A 15,712-nucleotide genomic window follows, 5' to 3' on the forward strand; every position below is an offset into this window, starting at 1 on the left:
AGTTAATTTGTCTGTAAATCGTTTATGCGGTAATAAGTTTCTGTGTCGATATCACGAAGTGAATTCATAGTCAGCCAAATTTCTTCAAAGGGGTTCACATCGGTAGATGTCTTTTTCAAAAGCGTTGCGTAAGTCAGATTGTTGATTCGCTTTTTCTTCGCTGCCCAACTCTTAATTAAGTCATCAAGCAAAGTGTTTAAGTAATCGCTGTTGCCGAATCTACCTGTGATGTAAGTTTTAAAAGCATCTGCCATTTCAGGTTCAAAGTGTTTTGCTTCGGAATTTTTTGTCAAGCCCGAAACACTGTTTCGCATAAAGGCAACAAACATTGTTGTCAGCATTTTGCGAATTGTATTTTCAGTAAAAGGAGTAACACTTAACGGCTCAACAAATTTGTAATATGCCTGATGAAACGAATTGAAATTTTCAAAGTAGGATTTATCTCTTGCCTGATTTGGATTGAACAAAGAGAAAACAATTCCGTCATGCTTTCTTCCTACACGACTGCTCGCCTGTATGTATTCCGCTATGTTTCTGGGCATTCCGTTTACCAACATTACATTCAATCTGCTCACATCAATACCAACTGAAATCATGTTTGATGCAAGAACTAAATCCAAACCATCTTTCACATATTCATTTCCTTTCTCCGAAGTTTCAGTTGCGAATTCATCTTCCAACCTTTTCAAAGTCGCTTTGATGTTGTTGCTTTCAATTCGGCTTGTAAGCTCAAGTGAACGACTATCAAGGTCTCTTATCAAATAACGAAGTGCAGAATTATTTCCGAAGTGTCGGTAGAATAAAACATTGGTGTTGATTTGAATTTCATCATTGGTCTTGTTGTAAATCTTCCCTACATCTTTCAATGAGTTGTAGTAAGAAACAATTGTCCAATAAAGATTGAACGCTTTCAATTCATTCTCATTGAAAAGTTTTATTCGTGTGAAAAGCAAGTAGGGAAGAACCCAAAGTTGTGTATTGATTCCCGTTTTTCCTGTTGGCAAAAAACCAACATATTTTCTCTTGCTGATTGTTTCCTTCGCAAAGAAACTGTCGCTGTAAGAAATTCCTGATGGTGGAAAAATGTTTACTTGTTTTCCTGCATACAAGTCGCTAATTTGATGTGAAGTGTTTCGTGTTGTTGCAGTTGAAGAAATAATTTTCGGTTTGCGATTTCCCTTGCTACACAAATAATCAATCACACTTTCAAAGATTCCAACAATTGAACCCAATGGTCCACTAATCAAGTGCAACTCGTCTTGAATTATCAAGTCAGGTGGAAGTGAATCTGAAAACGAATTAAAAAACTTATGTGTCTCGCCTTCTTTTTGTGAAGCAAGAATTGCAAACTTGTCAACCGTGGCGAACAAAAGAGTTGGCGGTTGCTTGTAAAGCATTTCATCAACTACCTGTATAGGCAATCTGCTTGCATGAAATGCACACTTGTTATTCACACACTTGAAATAAAAATATCCCTGTGTGCCTGCCTGACAATCGTAACCGTGTGTCCAACCAGTTGCGGTTTTTGAAACCAACTTTGTTCCGCACCAGGGACAAGCCGTAAGTTGCAATCGGCTTGTGTACTGGTCTGCCTTTTCAAAATTCCCTGTGGCATCTTCCACAATTTTGTTTGCATCATCAGTTCTGTTTGGTGATGCACCTTCTCCAACCCAAAGCCCGATTGAAATTTTTTCCTTGTGCAACTCACTTTCAAAATTTCTTCTCAAAAACTCCAATGCTAAAATTAATCGTGATGCTCTTTCAAATTGTTGTGATGTGAGCAAACGCAAAGTGTAACGCATCAGAATACTTGTTCCCTTTGAAGTTTCTGCATTGTTGCTCAATCGTCTCCAAAGAATTGTAAACGCTGTTGCCGTCAAATATGCTTCTGTCTTTCCGCCTCCTGTTGGGAACCAAATCAAATCAACAATCTTGTTTCTGTCGTCTGAATTTTCATCAATGATTCCTTCAATGCACAAAAGCATAAAAGCCAACTGAAACGGTCTGTATCGTGGTGGCTCTGGTTTGTCGGGATTGATAAAAGTCCAGTCGTTGTAATCTTCAAAAAACTTTAGCGAACTGTATTCTGCTTTTTCAACTTCATCAGTCAAGTGGCGTTCCTTATTTCCAAATCGTCTGTCGTTGCTAATTATCATCTGAATAAACATCGCAGTGTTCGCCAACTGAAAACAATGAAATGCTTTTTCGCTATCGTCTTTTTCTAAAATTTCAATTCCTCGGATTAGCCGTTTGTGATTTGCTTCTTGTCGGCTGACAAGGTTGTTTGCAATCTTTTTTTCTTCTCCCTGAAAATTGTTTGCACTCGTTTGTTGTGTTGCAATCCATTTCTCGTAAAGCGAAACAAAAAGTTTTAAACTCTTTATGATTCCTTGTTTGTCGTCATTGAAATGTGAAAGCTGTTTTACTTCTAAACATTTATTCAAAGCATCAAAGTCATTCGGAAAATCTTCTTTGGAAAAATCATTCTTCATTCCATAAACAATTCTTTCAGGCATGAAAGCAGTTTGAATTACTGTTGGCGTTGGTGAATCATTCCATTGAACTGAACAGTTGTGTCCAACTCCGTAACTCTTGATGTCTCGGTAAATGAAATTGATTTCGTTTTGCTCCTCGTCAAACGGATGCAACTCTGATTGCGACTTGTAAGGTTTGAGAGAAATGTTTTCTACTGAAACATTCGTTTGAAACAAACACTTACGATTCAAGTTCTCATTTGAGTTGCTGTATTTATTTGAAGGGTGGCTTGAATTATTCAGCAAAAGAATTTTCACATAGTTGTTGCCTTTGTATTCGTAGGTCTTAACCATGTAGCAAACTGAAAGGACTTGACTGCCGTATTCCTTGTGAAATATTTCAACCGGCTCTTTTGTATTTGCAACTGGAATTTCTTTGTTGAGAATTTCAATCGCTTCTCGTTTCCAAATTCTACCCAAAAGTTTTTCAAGAATATGAATGTGCTTGTAAACTTCTTTGGTTCCAATGTTTTTGTAGTTCCTGAATTTGTCAAAGTCCAAATATTCTCCGCTTCTTTTTTCTCTACCGCCTCGGCTGCCGTTCAACTTTCTTGAAAGTTGCATGAAGCCATCGTTGTATGTGAGAATGTCTTTGAATGAAAGTTGTGTTTCAATTTCAGCATCAAAGAAACTTTCAAAACCTTCTTTGGAAATGGCAATTTTTATTTCGGGTTGAGGTGGTTCCAACTGGTCGTAAATGCCAAATGAAAAATTCACTCCGATAAATTTTTTCGGCTCAATGCAAAAGGTAAAACCTATGTGGGTAGGGAAGAAAGCGTTTTGAATTAACTGGTAATCTTGTGTATCAGAAGTTTGAGAATTGTCTTCTTCGTTGCCTTCTTCCTTTTCTTCGGCATCACCTGTCTCTTGCCTTTCTTCTGCATTGTCATAATCATTCTCGTCTGTTTCTGATTGGTTGTTGCTGCTCTCAATATCTTCTTCTGAAAGTGGATTGCCCGTTGAAGTTGGAAAATCCTTTTGCGGAAATAAAATTCCTGAATAGTATCTGTTCAAAGGATAATCAGAAATCAGTTCTTCGCTGTCGGGAACTCCAAAAATGTCAGAACCAGTTCCGACTAAACCTTTTTGTATTTCTGTATAGAATGAATCTCTGTAATTAGTCATCGTTATTTGTTGTAATTAATTCAATGTCTTTGATAGTTTTCATTGGTATTTGCGAAACGATATTTTCAATCTCTGCTGTTGTCAGCCACTCGGAAATAAATTCGTCTGCTTCACCTGTAGTAATGAAGTGATTTATGCTACTGCTGAACTTGAAGCCGTATTCAATTTCTTTCCCTCTGTATTCTTCAATCTTTGGTTTCATTGTGTTTTTCAAAAAGTCAAATGAAAGCCGTGGGTCGTTAATTGTTTTGGCAATAATGATTAAGTCAGAAAAACTTCTTGGGAACATTACTTCACCATCAAGATATTTTCTGAAAGTGTATTCGCTTACAGAAAAATGATTTCTCACTAACTGCAGATAAAGCGGTTCAGCCATTATGTTGTTTTGATAAACATCATTCAAACAAGTCCGCCAAAGAAGTGAATACTCGTCTGCCTTTTTCATCAGTTCAGGATTCTTCAACTCCATAATGTCCCTCAAAAGTTTTTTGTCGGGGTTTGCATAAATCAAAACTTTGTCGCCAATATTCAAATCTTCTACTAACACAAGATACTTTTCATTGCCTTGAATTTTCAGAACTGTTTTTGTTGACGGCAGTTTCATTTTGCTGCTGTCATTAAAAGTGATTCGGTAATTGTCGGTTTCTCGGTGGTCGTGTCTTGTTGAAGCAAGTGCTTCAATCAACTCATCGTAGCTTGAGAACTGATAATAGTTGTCGCTGAACTCAACTCCGCTAATCTGAAAACGGTCTTGCGAAATGTATTCCTTGTTTAAATCTGAAATGTAAGTTTCAATGTGGTGCTTCAATGCCCTTTCTTCAATGCTGTAAAGGAGAAGTTTGTATTCCGATTTGGCTTTGCCTAATCGTTCAATCAGCCTATCAACTTTTCCGCACCCATAAATTGAAGAAATCACTTTGTGATGTTCCTCATTTGAATCATCACTCTTTGAATAAGAAAGAATTTCTGTTTTCGTTCCGTTTGCAGTCAGCGAATAAAAAGTTCTGTTCGGATTGCTTGAATGATGTGATGCTGCACTTTGCAACTGGGTAATGTCTTGAAGTGATTTCACTCCGACATGATGATGAGATTGCCTTGCAATCTCATTTAACTCTGCTTTGTTGGCGTTGCACAAAAACGAAGGCAAAACAAGTTGATGAATTTGCGTTTGATACGATTTCAGTTTTTCAGTTTTGTTGTTGCTTCTGATTGCCTTGATGATTTCAGCAAACTTTGCTGAAATAGGTTTTTGATATTCGTCAAAATCAAAGTCAGGAAAAATGTTTCCTAATGTTTCAATCAGAAGTTGTTTCAATGCAACATCAAACTCTTGTTGGATTAGTTGGAGTTTTGCAAATGTTGTTTCTTGTTTCAGATTCCAGTCGTAATACAATCTTCTTATGAAACGATAAATTGATTTCAGTCCGACAGTGTGCTTGGTTTCAATTTCTCTGATTGCCTGATAAAATTCTGTGATGGCTTTTTCAAGTTCGTTGTTGTGAATTACAATCGGTCTGTGCTGAATGTTCCTTTCGCCTTTGAAGAAATTTATTTCGGGAATTGTCCATTTCCATCTCAATGGAATCTGGTTGTTGCCTAAATCAATCTTGATATCTTTCTCACCGATGAAAATGACCTTAGTAAATCGTCTTTGATTGTAATAGTTGCGAATGATGTTGATAGAGTTCTCAAACTTGGAACTACCAACAAAAATGCAAGTACTGAAAGTCACTTGCTCTCCGTTTATTTCTTGTTGTTGGTAGTTGTCAAGAAGATTTATGTTTTTTAAAACTGCAATCTTAGGCAAAATTGGAGAGTTGTATTCAATCTCTGTATTTCCATTTTCGTTTTCAGAAACGAAACAAGCTGGATATTCCTTCGGGATTGTAAGAAATAAATTACGGTTCCCAATTATCAATAATTTTTCATTGTTGTAGAAATCGCTTTGGTTACAGGCTTTAAAGATGTTCTGAAATGAGGAAATTCTGTTCAATAAATTTCCCGCCCTTTCAATTTTGTAATTTGAAATTGGTATGTATTTATTTAGATTTTCAACTTTACGTTGAGAATCGAGTTCAATTTGTGGATGAATTTTTCTAATTGTGTAAGGGCTAAGAAAAGCTTTAAGAGCAGACTTACTATATGTTAACTTGATATTTTTAAGGAGTGCTAATCTTTGACCAGGCTTAAAATCAAAAATTTTGTTTGTATCGCATAATTTAATGCATAATGTGGTAAGGATGAATTCAAGGTTTAGCATTTTTTCGTCTATGATGAAGTGCAAGTTTTTGTTGCAGTTGTTTATAAAGTTTAAATGCAAACTGGAAATATCCTTTTCTGTCTCAAATTTGGAGAGTACGGAATTGAGATATTTTTCTGGAGCTTGTAGCACTGGTAGCTAATTTAGGTTTTAATTGTAATTTTAAGCAGAAGTAGTATTGATAATTAAGCTTTGTCAAAATAGGGTTAGTTGTCGGGCAAAAATTTATTGCTGATGTATTGAACAAAGGATAATAGATGTTCGTCAGCCGGGGTGGTTAGGCTGTGCGTTGGCATTTTTAGCTCTTTGCAAGGTTGGCTTTTGTGTTTTGGCTTTGTGAGCCTTGCAATGTGCTAAAAATGGCGTTGGGCAGCTTGGCAAAGTCATGTTACTTTGAATTTAAGTAGGATGCTGTTTAGGGTGACATACAACGATCACGGCTTGGCGATGTGGTGGTGTTTGAAAATCGTCAGCCGGTAACCGCAGTTAAATTTAAAAATAAAAGTTCATTGTTTATTCTATTGATCGGCGTTATTCATCGGCTGGAACTGAAGCCGAATAACGAACAAAACGTTGAGAATATATTCGTCGCGCCGCCATATTGCCAAACCGCCTGTTGCACGCAGGCGGTCACAAATTTAGTGCTGTCCGAATATCTGTATAAATCTGTTGCACGGGATTTGTCTGATAATAAATAGGGATGTCACGCAATGCTGTCTCTTTTTTGAATTTTTGAGTAACTCCAAATAGTCCTTCAAGTCCGGGACGTTGTACAAAAAGGTTAGCGGTTGGTAAAACGGTAAGGATGTCCGCAGTTGTAGCGGCTGTTGTCGCATTGCCAGGGTCTTCGTCAACAAGTGCGAAACACTCAATTTGAAATCTATTCAGAATTTCTACCATCGGCTTTATGCCTGAAATACTTCCACATTCTACTACGGACACATTCGCCTTATCTAAATCAACAGTCATTGTTTCAAATGCTGACTTCACCGCAATTTTATCTGCAGGTCCTTCTACAAGAACTACTTTAGATGCAAAAAACACTTCGTTTAATTCATCATCAAATTTTGAAGCGGCTTTGATTGCGTCGAAGTTTGGTATGCTTCCATTAAAACCATTTACGGTAGTGTCTCCAGAATCTTTTTTTACTAGCTTGATATATTGATAGTCGGCTATGTTTACAAAACTACGCTCGTGGGTTGTATAAAATATTTGCACATTATGCGTTGAAAGTTCTTTTAGGAGTTTATAAAAATGTCGGCAAGCATGCGGGTGCAGAAAAAGTTCAGGCTCTTCAATAGCAAGAATAATAGGAAGATTTGTTACAGTTGCATACGTTCGTGCTATCGCGATAGCAACAGCACTTTGAACTCCAGCACCTTCTTCATCAACATCGACCTCAAGCCCATTCGCGTCTGTTATTCTGGGTCTTAGTTCCTTTAAAAGCATTGTAGGGTCAATAATTGACATTCTCAGATTAATTTGTTTGCCCGTTTGCTCTCGTACATAATTTTGCAAATGCTGCTCCGCAGTTGTAATGTATGGGTTAAGATTAGTTGTGTAAGTATTAGTTATGTCCTGCAAAAAGGCAGTCTTATGTTGTGGTTGAATTGAGTTAGCAATGAATTTCAAGAGTTTCCCGTAAATAGTCCATTGTGTAGGTTTTATTTGTTGGTAAGAAAGTCTATCCAATGTGATATACATTAAACTTACTTCCTCTCTCATTTCATTTGTGACTTTTTTTTCTCTACCGTTGAAATATGTCAATGGCTGATGATTGTAACCTAAAGCAATATAGTTTGCTTCAACTCCGTCGCACTGAAGTCTAAAACCATAAACTTGGTTGTCACATGCAAGTCCTTGTGAAAAATACAGGTCTATTAGTATGTGGTTAGCCTTATTTTTTTGATAATAGTCACAGTCGTCAAAAGACTTAATTGTTGCATAAGTAGAGCCTATGACCAAATTAAGAGCTCTTAAAATGTTTGATTTACCAGAACTGTTTGCCCCGATAAAAGCGTTAATGTCGTCCAATGGCAAGTCAAGAGATTGAATTGAACGATAATTTTCAATGATTAGTCTTTGTAACATATGGTGGGGTTGTCTGTAGCTTGCGTGCAACGAACAGGTATTTGCGAAGGCAGGGGATTCATTAATTGTCCAGCCAGGTACAAATGCCCAATTGAAAATATGTTGTTGAAGTTAAGAACTAAAGCTGGAAATTGAACGTCGAGCCTGAACTGCTGCTGATGCTTGCACATAGTTGATGTTACAATGTCCAGCCCTGCTTTTGCAAATACTTTTGTTATAGGCAGCCTTATTTGTCACCCCAAAAGCTGATTCATTTCATCTTGTGCTTCTCGTTGTAATTTATAGTGGGCTTCAGTTCCTGTTTTCGAAACCTGAAATATTTTTTTAGAATCAACTGCGTTTTTTAACAAGTTGCTTGGATTAGATAGTTTTATTCCGTGGCCTTTCAAAATTTTAGTAACATCCCTTACTCTAAAGTTTTTTGACGGTGATGTTATTTGTATGAAGTACCCAGCTAAAATTGCTTTTGATGTGTCACTTGTCCCTTTGGGAATTTTGCTTAACCATTCACCAAAGGTTTCAGGAACAGAATTACCATTTGCTGCTGTCTCCTGTGTTTCTGTCGTATCTGATGTTTCTGTCTGATTAGTTAGCTTGTCAACTGGTAGTTTTACTGAAATTTCAGAATACGTTTTTAAATGGGCTTCAACTTTATCATATTGATTTGATACAAATTCAGCAGGACCTTCAATTGAAATTTCAATTTGCCCGATTTTTAAATTTACTCTTGCAATGTCTGACATGTTAGTTTAGTTTTTAGGTTTCCAATTTTCATAATTGTCTTCAACATATTTGCTGCCTGGCGGAAGTAAATACACCTTCTCGTCAGCTGTAAGTTCGATAAACTCTAATTTGTCAAGTTCTTTTAAGAGTTTATTTTTCAAATAAGTTTTATTGCTGTATTTCAGGTTAACACATAAATTGTCAATAGTAGAGTACTGGTCATTTTCGGCATATAAAAGAAGTAATACTTTGTCCTTAATTTGAAGCTTTGGATTGAGTATTCTTTTTAATCCGTTTATTTCAAACACTAGCTCAAGTTTTCTGGTTACAAGAGTATTAACAAGAGATTGAGCTTGAGGAAGAGTGATTTGATAATTCAACCTGTAAAGCTCAGCCAATATCCATTCAGCAATTGTTATAATTATTAGAGCATCGGCTTTATTTGCATTTATATCTCCACTTAAATGTCCAACACCACGTCTATTTCGGATATTATAAATTGCTCCTAAACATCTAGGAATATGTAGTCGGTAAGAGTCATGGTTTGTTGTAGAACTCGATTCAATTCTTTGCAATTCAGCGAATGTATTTCTTATTGAAGTTCCAATAGGAGTGTATGTCCCACTGAAACAAGTAAATTGTATCATTCGTATTGTTGCCTCAACAAATTTACCACCGTTCAATTCTGAAGGTTCCCATTTCTCCAAAATGAAATTGGTTTTAATTTCTACATAGCTGTCTATGAGTGCGTCAACCAAGTCATTTGGAAACACTGTTTTAAAATCATTTTTAAATTGGTCGAGTAGTGTCATAAAGGTTGCCTATAACGTTGAAGGGCTTGGCGATGGTTTGGAATTTGGAAAACGTCAGCCCGTAACCAAAGCTAAATTACTAACTAAAAGTTGAAGATATGAGCAAAAGTAAAATTGAAAAACGTCAAGTTGGAACAAAAGCTGATAGTAGCACAAAAACTGATGTAACAACATCCAGCCAAACTATTGCCAAACCCAATGTTGTATGCAGCCAAAGTCAGTCAGCATGTGTAGAACCTATAAATAAAGAAGATATGTCAAAATTAATTTTTGATAACCCGTTAAATGTCGGAACTATTACTCTTTACGAACAAGAGCTAAAATATTGTCCGCCGTTTGGTCAAAGTACACCCACTTAAAACTATAACTTTCTAAAACTGTCCCTTTAAGTTTTTCTTTCAGGTCGTCCTCGAAGTGCATTTGAGATGTGCTCAACATGTTTTTTAAAGTTTCTTTGTCTTGATTGTCGTTTAGTTCTATTACAAATTCCTGTGTCCCGTCAAGTGTCAGGATATTAAAGGTTTTGTCCTCGTCTTTAATTCTAAACTCCCATTCAAGAACTAATTTAAAAAACTTAGGTGTCTGTGAATTGTAAACAAAAGGCGTAAGTTTTAGATTTTCATTGATAACATTAAACTCGCCCTGTTTTATGTTATTATGTTTGTTGTAATACCAATTTGAAGTTTCTATTTTACCGATATTAACTTTCATTCTGCCAAAATTTAAAATGTCTAAAATGTGTCAACCGAAAGTATATGTCCAACAGTTAGTGGCTGTGAATTTTGTCCTGCCACGAATTGAAAGCGGATTACGAAATTGGTTGCATACAACGTTTTGCGGCTTTGCGTTCGTGCGGGATTTCAGGGAACAAAACTGTCAACCCAGCACTAAAGTTAAATTGAAAAACTGCACTTGAATTTACCACCGTCACCCCGCATGACGCAAAACCCGTGTTACCGGCTGGCGTTCTATCATTCCACATATTTCAAAAGTTCTCTTACAAGTCGGAACACAGTCGTTGATGATTCTTCTCTAGCTGGATTTGTATGGTCAAAATGATTGTAATTTCTCTCTGCTCTATCTATTGCAAGTTCAGCTCTTTTTCTGCTCGTTTTGTCGTCTATTCCGTCAAGTAATTCAAAAAAATCTTCTTCTATTAATTTAGTCCCGTTACCATCATAAATTACTTTGAATGGTTTGAGGTGTTCGTTTATCTTGTCGTTATAGTTATCTCTGTGCATTCCTCCACCCTGATGGTCATTAAAGTGTAGTATCAGCCAATATTCAAATGATTGATTTGAATAAGCTACGCCAAAGTTATTGGCTACAGCAATTTGAATTGCAGAGTTAAAATCATTATCATTAAAATCGTCTTTATCAAACACACACCACACTTGGTCGTAGTTACCCTGCTGAGCTAACACAAGGGCTCTATTAACTAGAGAAACTGTATTATATCCTTCACCAACTGATTTGACTTTTGCTGAAGTAATTCTGAATTGATTGAAATAAGAGGGTTCGGTGTTTTCTCCTTCACAAACAATAAGAATAGAAGGCTTTTCTGTCAACTCCGCAACAGGTCTTTCTAAGCTCGGTTCTTTTCTTCGTTGAGCCTTTAACTGTTCAAGGTGTTTTTGCTTTGCTGCTTTTTGTTCAGCTTTTTTGTCCTTCATTTTCATTTTCTGTCAAGAAAAATTTTAGGTTATCAAAAAAGCCAAGAAATGGAACTGCACCATATTTTCCCTTGATATAGTTGTCTTCAAAAGGCTCGGTTTTTCTTACTTCATCCGATTTAAAGTCAGCTAAGGAATAAAGTTTTGCTTCTCCGAATTTATTTTTGTTTGTAAACCAAGTTTGGTCTCTTCTAAATAGACCTGAGCTTAATAAGTTTGTGTCGTGTGTATTAAAAATCAATTGTGCATTCTTCTTGTTAAACTCATTTGAGTTAAAAAGTGAAACGATTTTACAAACCAAATTTGGATGAAGTTTTGAGTCTAACTCATCAACTACTAGAGTATAACCATTTTCAATAACATCGAGAATAGGACCTGTAAGAGCGAAAAACTTTCTTGTTCCAGACGATTCATCATCTTCTAATGAAAAGCTAACACTTCCTACTGATTTTAAGTCTTCGTTATATTTTTTATGCTTTATCAATACGTCAGATACATATTCTTTTTTTTCTTCTCGCACTTCTCTAATTAACTTCTCCTTGAGTTCTTTGGGCATTCCCTTGGGAAGACTTTCAATGTCAAGTTTTTGTAGTTCGATGTCTTGAATTCCTAAATCAGCGGCTTTCAATAGTTCAAGAATTTTAACTTTGTGTTTAGGGTCTTCGGTTTTACCCATAGTGAAACCCTGGTATCCTGATTCTTTTAATCCTGACAAGGTTTTAAGTCTTTTGAACCAATCTAAAACATTGATTGCAGTCTTTTCATTAAATTGAGCAGCAACAGAAATTAATAACGCATTATCTCGAACAAGACCTTCCTTAACAACAGTATTGCCTTTGGTGAAACTTCGTTCGTGAGTATTAAAGGTGCTTCCTTCTCTATAAAAAAGTTCAACTTCTTTTGTTTTTGGTTTGTGATAAAGCCACTCAGATACAATTCTTTCAGTTGTTGCTTCAAAACCATAACGATAAAGCACATTTTTATAAATGAAAATGATTTCAAATTCAGATGGTTCGTTTTCTGTCTGTGTGCTTAGTTTAAATGGCTCAACTTCAATAGCCTCACCTTTTTGGCTTTCCTTGGAACTATTGATTACGAAATATCGCATAAAAGCAAATGCATCAAGTAACTTGCTTTTACCACTCGCATTTGCACCATAGATAACTGCACTTTTGAGAAGTCTCAGTCCAAAGCTGTCATTTATTACAATGTTTTCGTGTTCTCTGGTGTCTTTATCATAGTTAGAAGCAATAAGGCTCAAAGTCGCTTTGTCCTTAAATGTCCTAAAGTTTTTAATTGAAAATTGCAGAAGCATCTTTCTGTCCGTTTTTGATTAATTGTCTGCAAAGGTAGTCTTTATTTTATAATTACAAGCAAAATAAAAGCCATTTTGACCGTTTCGGTTTGAAAAACTTGTTTATGTCGCATTTTTACGCTTGCCGGTAACGAATCGGTATTTGCGATGGCAGGATATTCTGTGTTCCGTCACGCTGATACCGAAGCTAAATTGAAAAATTTAAAGTTGAAAATATGATTTATTGTTCGTTAGATAACGTCAAGCCCGAACCGCCTCCGATTAAAGTTATGCAGCACAACTGCGGCTTGTCAAGCCCTGCTATTCGCAAATACTTTTGTTGTGCGTTCGGCTTTTTGTCCAACGTGAATTTTATTATGGTTTGTCAATCGCTAATTAAGCCTGTAACGACTGCGAATTGTCAAACGAAATTTAACCGATAGTCGTTCAGGTAAAAAACTAATGTCTGAACAAAAAAATGAACCAAAATTTAAAGAACAAACAAACAAAGAATTGTTTGAGGAACTTTGGGAACGTGGCTATTTTGTAATGAAACTTACTCGTGACGGAGATGATGATATTGATTATTTAGTGGTGTCCACATTGCCGCCTAAAGATGAAGTTCCTATTGACCACAACGCCAATTAAGGTTGTCGCCTTTTTTCGCATTGTTGTCCCAATACAGAGGTTGTAAATTATTAATTTCATCACCGCCTCCGTTGGCAACTGGATTTATATGGTCAATTTCCCAACCATAATTTGAATTACGATTACCATGTTCAGAATATTGCATAGCGTGTCCACATTTGTCTCTGCGATAAATGTTGGAATCATAGCCATCAATGGTTGCGCCTTTTGTCCATACAGCTTTTTTCTGTTGTTCTGTCCATGCGTTACCAACTCTGTCGGTATTTGGTTTACGAGCCATAAAATGTTTTTTTTGAAAAGGTTTAAAAATTACGAAGCGTCTAAGCTGACGCACAACGAATCGGTATTTGCGATGGCAGGATATTCTGTGTTCCGTCACGCTGATACCGAAGCTAAATTGAAAAATTTAAAGTTGAAAATATGATTTATTGTTCGTTAGATAACGTCAAGCCCGAACCGCCTCCGATTAAAGTTATGCAGCACAACTGCGGCTTGTCAAGCCCTGCTATTCGCAAATACTTTTGTTGTGCGTTCGGCTTTTTGTCCAACGTGAATTTTATTATGGTTTGTCAATCGCTAATTAAGCCTGTAACGACTGCGAATTGTCAAACGAAATTTAACCGATAGTCGTTCAGGTAAAAAACTAATGTCTGAACAAAAAAATGAACCAAAATTTAAAGAACAAACAAACAAAGAATTGTTTGAGGAACTTTGGGAACGTGGCTATTTTGTAATGAAACTTACTCGTGACGGAGATGATGATATTGATTATTTAGTGGTGTCCACATTGCCGCCTAAAGATGAAGTTCCTATTGACCACAACGCCAATTAAGGTTGTCGCCTTTTTTCGCATTGTTGTCCCAATACAAATGTTTTTTTTGAAAAGGTTTAAAAATTACGAAGCGTCTAAGCTGACGCACAACGTTCACGCATTGGCGATGTGGCGGTATTCTGTGTTACGTCTGCCCGGTGCCGCTGCTGATTAAAGATACAAAGGCTCATTGTTTATTCTGTTGACTGGCGTTATTCGTCTGCCGAAACCGAAGCTGAATAGCGAACAAATAGCTGAGAATATATTCGTCGCCCCGCCATATTGCCAATGCAATGTTACCTGCCGCTTTTCTTTTTAAGTGTCTTTTCCAATAATTCAAGTTTGTCCCACCGATTATAAAAACTGTCGCTTTTTAAAGTTGTCAAGTCAATGATACCTCTTGTGGTATATTGTTTTACTTTATCTCTTGCTTCTTGTCCCGTTGCAATATAATAGTCAGGATTGTCTTGGTCATTTAGGTTAACGAAAACGTATAAAACGTCATCAAGTACTTTGTCCTTCATCATTGGCCAACCAACACTTTTCTTGTTTTTTATGGCTTTTACTTGAACAGACAGAGTTTTGTTGTCTTTATTTGCAAATAGGTCAATTGCTTTTGCATTCCCTATTGTCATACCAACCGAGAAACCTCGACGATACAGCTCTGCCGCAACAAAATATTCTCCAGCAAGATGTGTGTTGTTTCTTTCCATAAATATCTATTGTATTACTGCTTGTAATTTTCACTATCGAACGTTCCAAAATTTGGAGTTAAGCCTACAAATACACCCTTGTGAGTATTAAATAATTCATCCATTTCGTAAAGGTCAACAGGCATAACATTCAGAAATCCTCTATTTTTTATTATAAATTTTTCCTCTGACCCTACATATTTGGTCTTTCTAAAAAAATTCCGTCTATAGGGAAAGAACGGCCAGCTTAAAAAATCTCCGTTTTCAATTTCAAAGATTACTTGAATGTCGGTTTCGGGAACTTGGAAGATTAATTCAGGGAAATTGATTTTTGCAACGAGGTCAAAGTATTTCTCACCTAAGAGAAAGGGAAAGTAAATCGTTTCATGGCTTAGGAATTCAATAAAATCAAAAGGGTCATGAAACTGTTCTCTGATAGGCAGCGTAAAAAGAATTGACTGGTTTGTATAGTCCTTTTGTTCCGATGTAAATACTAAGCCTTGTTTCCCATTTGAACTTTGCCCGAAAGTCATTTGATATATAGGTATTCTGGACATTAGAGTATTTGTTTCGTTGAATTATTATTCAAAACGTTTTGAGCTGCACCTGTTTCAAATTTGTATTGGTATGAGAAATCAATTGTAGCAAACGGAGCACATATAACATCCACATTAAAGAGGTGGGTATAAGCGAAGCCTCTTCTTATTAAGCTTTGCCAGAGCCTATAAACAACCTGTCTGCGATGAACATTCCTGACATTAAGTTGATTAAATGCTACGTCGTCTGTGTCAAATTTGATTACTGCAGCATTAGCTTGCCCGAACTTCCCAACGGCAATTGCTTTCGCCAGACTAATATTTTCTCCTAAGTAGAAACCTCTTCCTAATTCTCCGCCACCTCTTGTTACATCAATATTTGAAGGAGGTCCTACTATGCTGTTTGCCGAAGTTCTGTCTGTCCCGTGATATGCTATCATTAAGTCATCTTTTTAGGTGTGAGGTCTTCATAAAGTGGCAGGTAACGTTAAAGCATTGGCGATATGGCGGTAT

Annotated in this window: 14 protein-coding genes; 2 read left to right on the plus strand and 12 right to left on the minus strand. The window is 36.5% G+C overall.

All coding sequences use genetic code 11. The features are described 5' to 3' along the window. Window positions 1-2 precede the first annotated feature (2 nt). From JK139_RS04140 to JK139_RS04175, 8 genes are all read right to left on the minus strand, one after another. Window positions 3-3,659, minus strand: coding sequence for a helicase-related protein (locus JK139_RS04140; RefSeq protein WP_074420697.1), 3,657 nt, complete (start codon window positions 3,657-3,659; stop codon window positions 3-5). Then, a complete protein-coding gene (locus tag JK139_RS04145; protein ID WP_143439516.1) occupies window positions 3,652-6,051 on the minus strand; it encodes a hypothetical protein in 2,400 nt (799 codons plus the stop codon). Before JK139_RS04145 ends, JK139_RS04140 begins: the two co-directional genes overlap by 8 nt. A gap of 498 nt (window positions 6,052-6,549) precedes the next feature. Then, window positions 6,550-8,010 carry an ATP-dependent nuclease gene (locus JK139_RS04150; protein WP_074420582.1) on the minus strand — a complete coding sequence of 487 codons (1,461 nt, stop codon included), beginning with the start codon at window positions 8,008-8,010 and terminating at the stop codon, window positions 6,550-6,552. Between the two features lie 233 nt (window positions 8,011-8,243). Further along, window positions 8,244-8,753: a hypothetical protein gene (locus JK139_RS04155; protein WP_074419099.1), complete on the minus strand. Its 510-nt coding sequence runs from the start codon at window positions 8,751-8,753 to the stop codon at window positions 8,244-8,246. A 6-nt stretch (window positions 8,754-8,759) separates the two neighbouring features. Beyond that, a complete protein-coding gene (locus tag JK139_RS04160; protein ID WP_074419098.1) occupies window positions 8,760-9,545 on the minus strand; it encodes a hypothetical protein in 786 nt (261 codons plus the stop codon). Between the two features lie 297 nt (window positions 9,546-9,842). Then, window positions 9,843-10,256 (minus strand): hypothetical protein, encoded by a 414-nt coding sequence (locus tag JK139_RS04165; protein ID WP_074417588.1) that lies wholly within the window; start codon window positions 10,254-10,256, stop codon window positions 9,843-9,845. Window positions 10,257-10,516: 260 nt separating this feature from the next. Next, window positions 10,517-11,224, minus strand: coding sequence for an RloB family protein (locus tag JK139_RS04170; RefSeq protein WP_074420944.1), 708 nt, complete (start codon window positions 11,222-11,224; stop codon window positions 10,517-10,519). Further along, window positions 11,199-12,533: an AAA family ATPase gene (locus JK139_RS04175; protein ID WP_074420943.1), complete on the minus strand. Its 1,335-nt coding sequence runs from the start codon at window positions 12,531-12,533 to the stop codon at window positions 11,199-11,201. The genes JK139_RS04170 and JK139_RS04175 overlap by 26 nt, the downstream gene beginning before the upstream one ends. A 441-nt stretch (window positions 12,534-12,974) precedes the next feature. On the opposite strand from JK139_RS04175, the gene JK139_RS04180 reads away from it, so the two are divergent. After that, window positions 12,975-13,160 carry a hypothetical protein gene (locus tag JK139_RS04180; protein WP_074419101.1) on the plus strand — a complete coding sequence of 62 codons (186 nt, stop codon included), beginning with the start codon at window positions 12,975-12,977 and terminating at the stop codon, window positions 13,158-13,160. Here JK139_RS04180 and JK139_RS04185 read toward each other — a convergent pair. Further along, window positions 13,138-13,440, minus strand: coding sequence for an HNH endonuclease signature motif containing protein (locus JK139_RS04185; RefSeq protein WP_074419100.1), 303 nt, complete (start codon window positions 13,438-13,440; stop codon window positions 13,138-13,140). The genes JK139_RS04180 and JK139_RS04185 overlap by 23 nt on opposite strands. A gap of 366 nt (window positions 13,441-13,806) precedes the next feature. Between JK139_RS04185 and JK139_RS04190 the strand changes: the two genes are divergently transcribed. After that, the gene (locus tag JK139_RS04190; RefSeq protein WP_074419101.1) at window positions 13,807-13,992 is read left to right on the plus strand and encodes a hypothetical protein; all 186 of its coding nucleotides are present in this window, start codon (window positions 13,807-13,809) and stop codon (window positions 13,990-13,992) included. Window positions 13,993-14,267: 275 nt separating this feature from the next. Here JK139_RS04190 and JK139_RS04195 read toward each other — a convergent pair whose 3' ends face one another. From JK139_RS04195 to JK139_RS04205, 3 genes are read right to left on the minus strand one after another with little or no spacing between them, the layout of a single operon-like run. Further along, window positions 14,268-14,684, minus strand: coding sequence for a hypothetical protein (locus JK139_RS04195; RefSeq protein ID WP_218330645.1), 417 nt, complete (start codon window positions 14,682-14,684; stop codon window positions 14,268-14,270). A gap of 14 nt (window positions 14,685-14,698) precedes the next feature. Continuing rightward, window positions 14,699-15,220, minus strand: coding sequence for a hypothetical protein (locus JK139_RS04200; protein WP_218330646.1), 522 nt, complete (start codon window positions 15,218-15,220; stop codon window positions 14,699-14,701). Then, window positions 15,220-15,639: a DUF3990 domain-containing protein gene (locus JK139_RS04205; RefSeq protein WP_218330647.1), complete on the minus strand. Its 420-nt coding sequence runs from the start codon at window positions 15,637-15,639 to the stop codon at window positions 15,220-15,222. The genes JK139_RS04200 and JK139_RS04205 overlap by 1 nt, the downstream gene beginning before the upstream one ends. Between the last annotated feature and the right edge of the window lie 73 nt (window positions 15,640-15,712).

It is taken from the genome of Hydrotalea lipotrueae (assembly GCF_019249625.1).
In the GTDB taxonomy this organism is placed as follows: Bacteria; Bacteroidota; Bacteroidia; order Chitinophagales; family Chitinophagaceae; genus Hydrotalea; species Hydrotalea flava.

What these genes read in the sequence shown, in the direction of transcription:
- JK139_RS04140 (WP_074420697.1), bottom strand. Translation starts at nt 3,659, where the DNA reads ATGACTAATTACAGAGATTCATTCTATACAGAAATACAAAAAGGTTTA.
- JK139_RS04150 (WP_074420582.1), bottom strand. Translation starts at nt 8,010, where the DNA reads ATGTTACAAAGACTAATCATTGAAAATTATCGTTCAATTCAATCTCTT.
- JK139_RS04155 (WP_074419099.1), bottom strand. Translation starts at nt 8,753, where the DNA reads ATGTCAGACATTGCAAGAGTAAATTTAAAAATCGGGCAAATTGAAATT.
- JK139_RS04160 (WP_074419098.1), bottom strand. Translation starts at nt 9,545, where the DNA reads ATGACACTACTCGACCAATTTAAAAATGATTTTAAAACAGTGTTTCCA.
- JK139_RS04165 (WP_074417588.1), bottom strand. Translation starts at nt 10,256, where the DNA reads ATGAAAGTTAATATCGGTAAAATAGAAACTTCAAATTGGTATTACAAC.
- JK139_RS04170 (WP_074420944.1), bottom strand. Translation starts at nt 11,224, where the DNA reads ATGAAAATGAAGGACAAAAAAGCTGAACAAAAAGCAGCAAAGCAAAAA.
- JK139_RS04175 (WP_074420943.1), bottom strand. Translation starts at nt 12,533, where the DNA reads ATGCTTCTGCAATTTTCAATTAAAAACTTTAGGACATTTAAGGACAAA.
- JK139_RS04180 (WP_074419101.1), top strand. Translation starts at nt 12,975, where the DNA reads ATGTCTGAACAAAAAAATGAACCAAAATTTAAAGAACAAACAAACAAA.
- JK139_RS04185 (WP_074419100.1), bottom strand. Translation starts at nt 13,440, where the DNA reads ATGGCTCGTAAACCAAATACCGACAGAGTTGGTAACGCATGGACAGAA.
- JK139_RS04190 (WP_074419101.1), top strand. Translation starts at nt 13,807, where the DNA reads ATGTCTGAACAAAAAAATGAACCAAAATTTAAAGAACAAACAAACAAA.
- JK139_RS04195 (WP_218330645.1), bottom strand. Translation starts at nt 14,684, where the DNA reads ATGGAAAGAAACAACACACATCTTGCTGGAGAATATTTTGTTGCGGCA.
- JK139_RS04200 (WP_218330646.1), bottom strand. Translation starts at nt 15,220, where the DNA reads ATGTCCAGAATACCTATATATCAAATGACTTTCGGGCAAAGTTCAAAT.
- JK139_RS04205 (WP_218330647.1), bottom strand. Translation starts at nt 15,639, where the DNA reads ATGATAGCATATCACGGGACAGACAGAACTTCGGCAAACAGCATAGTA.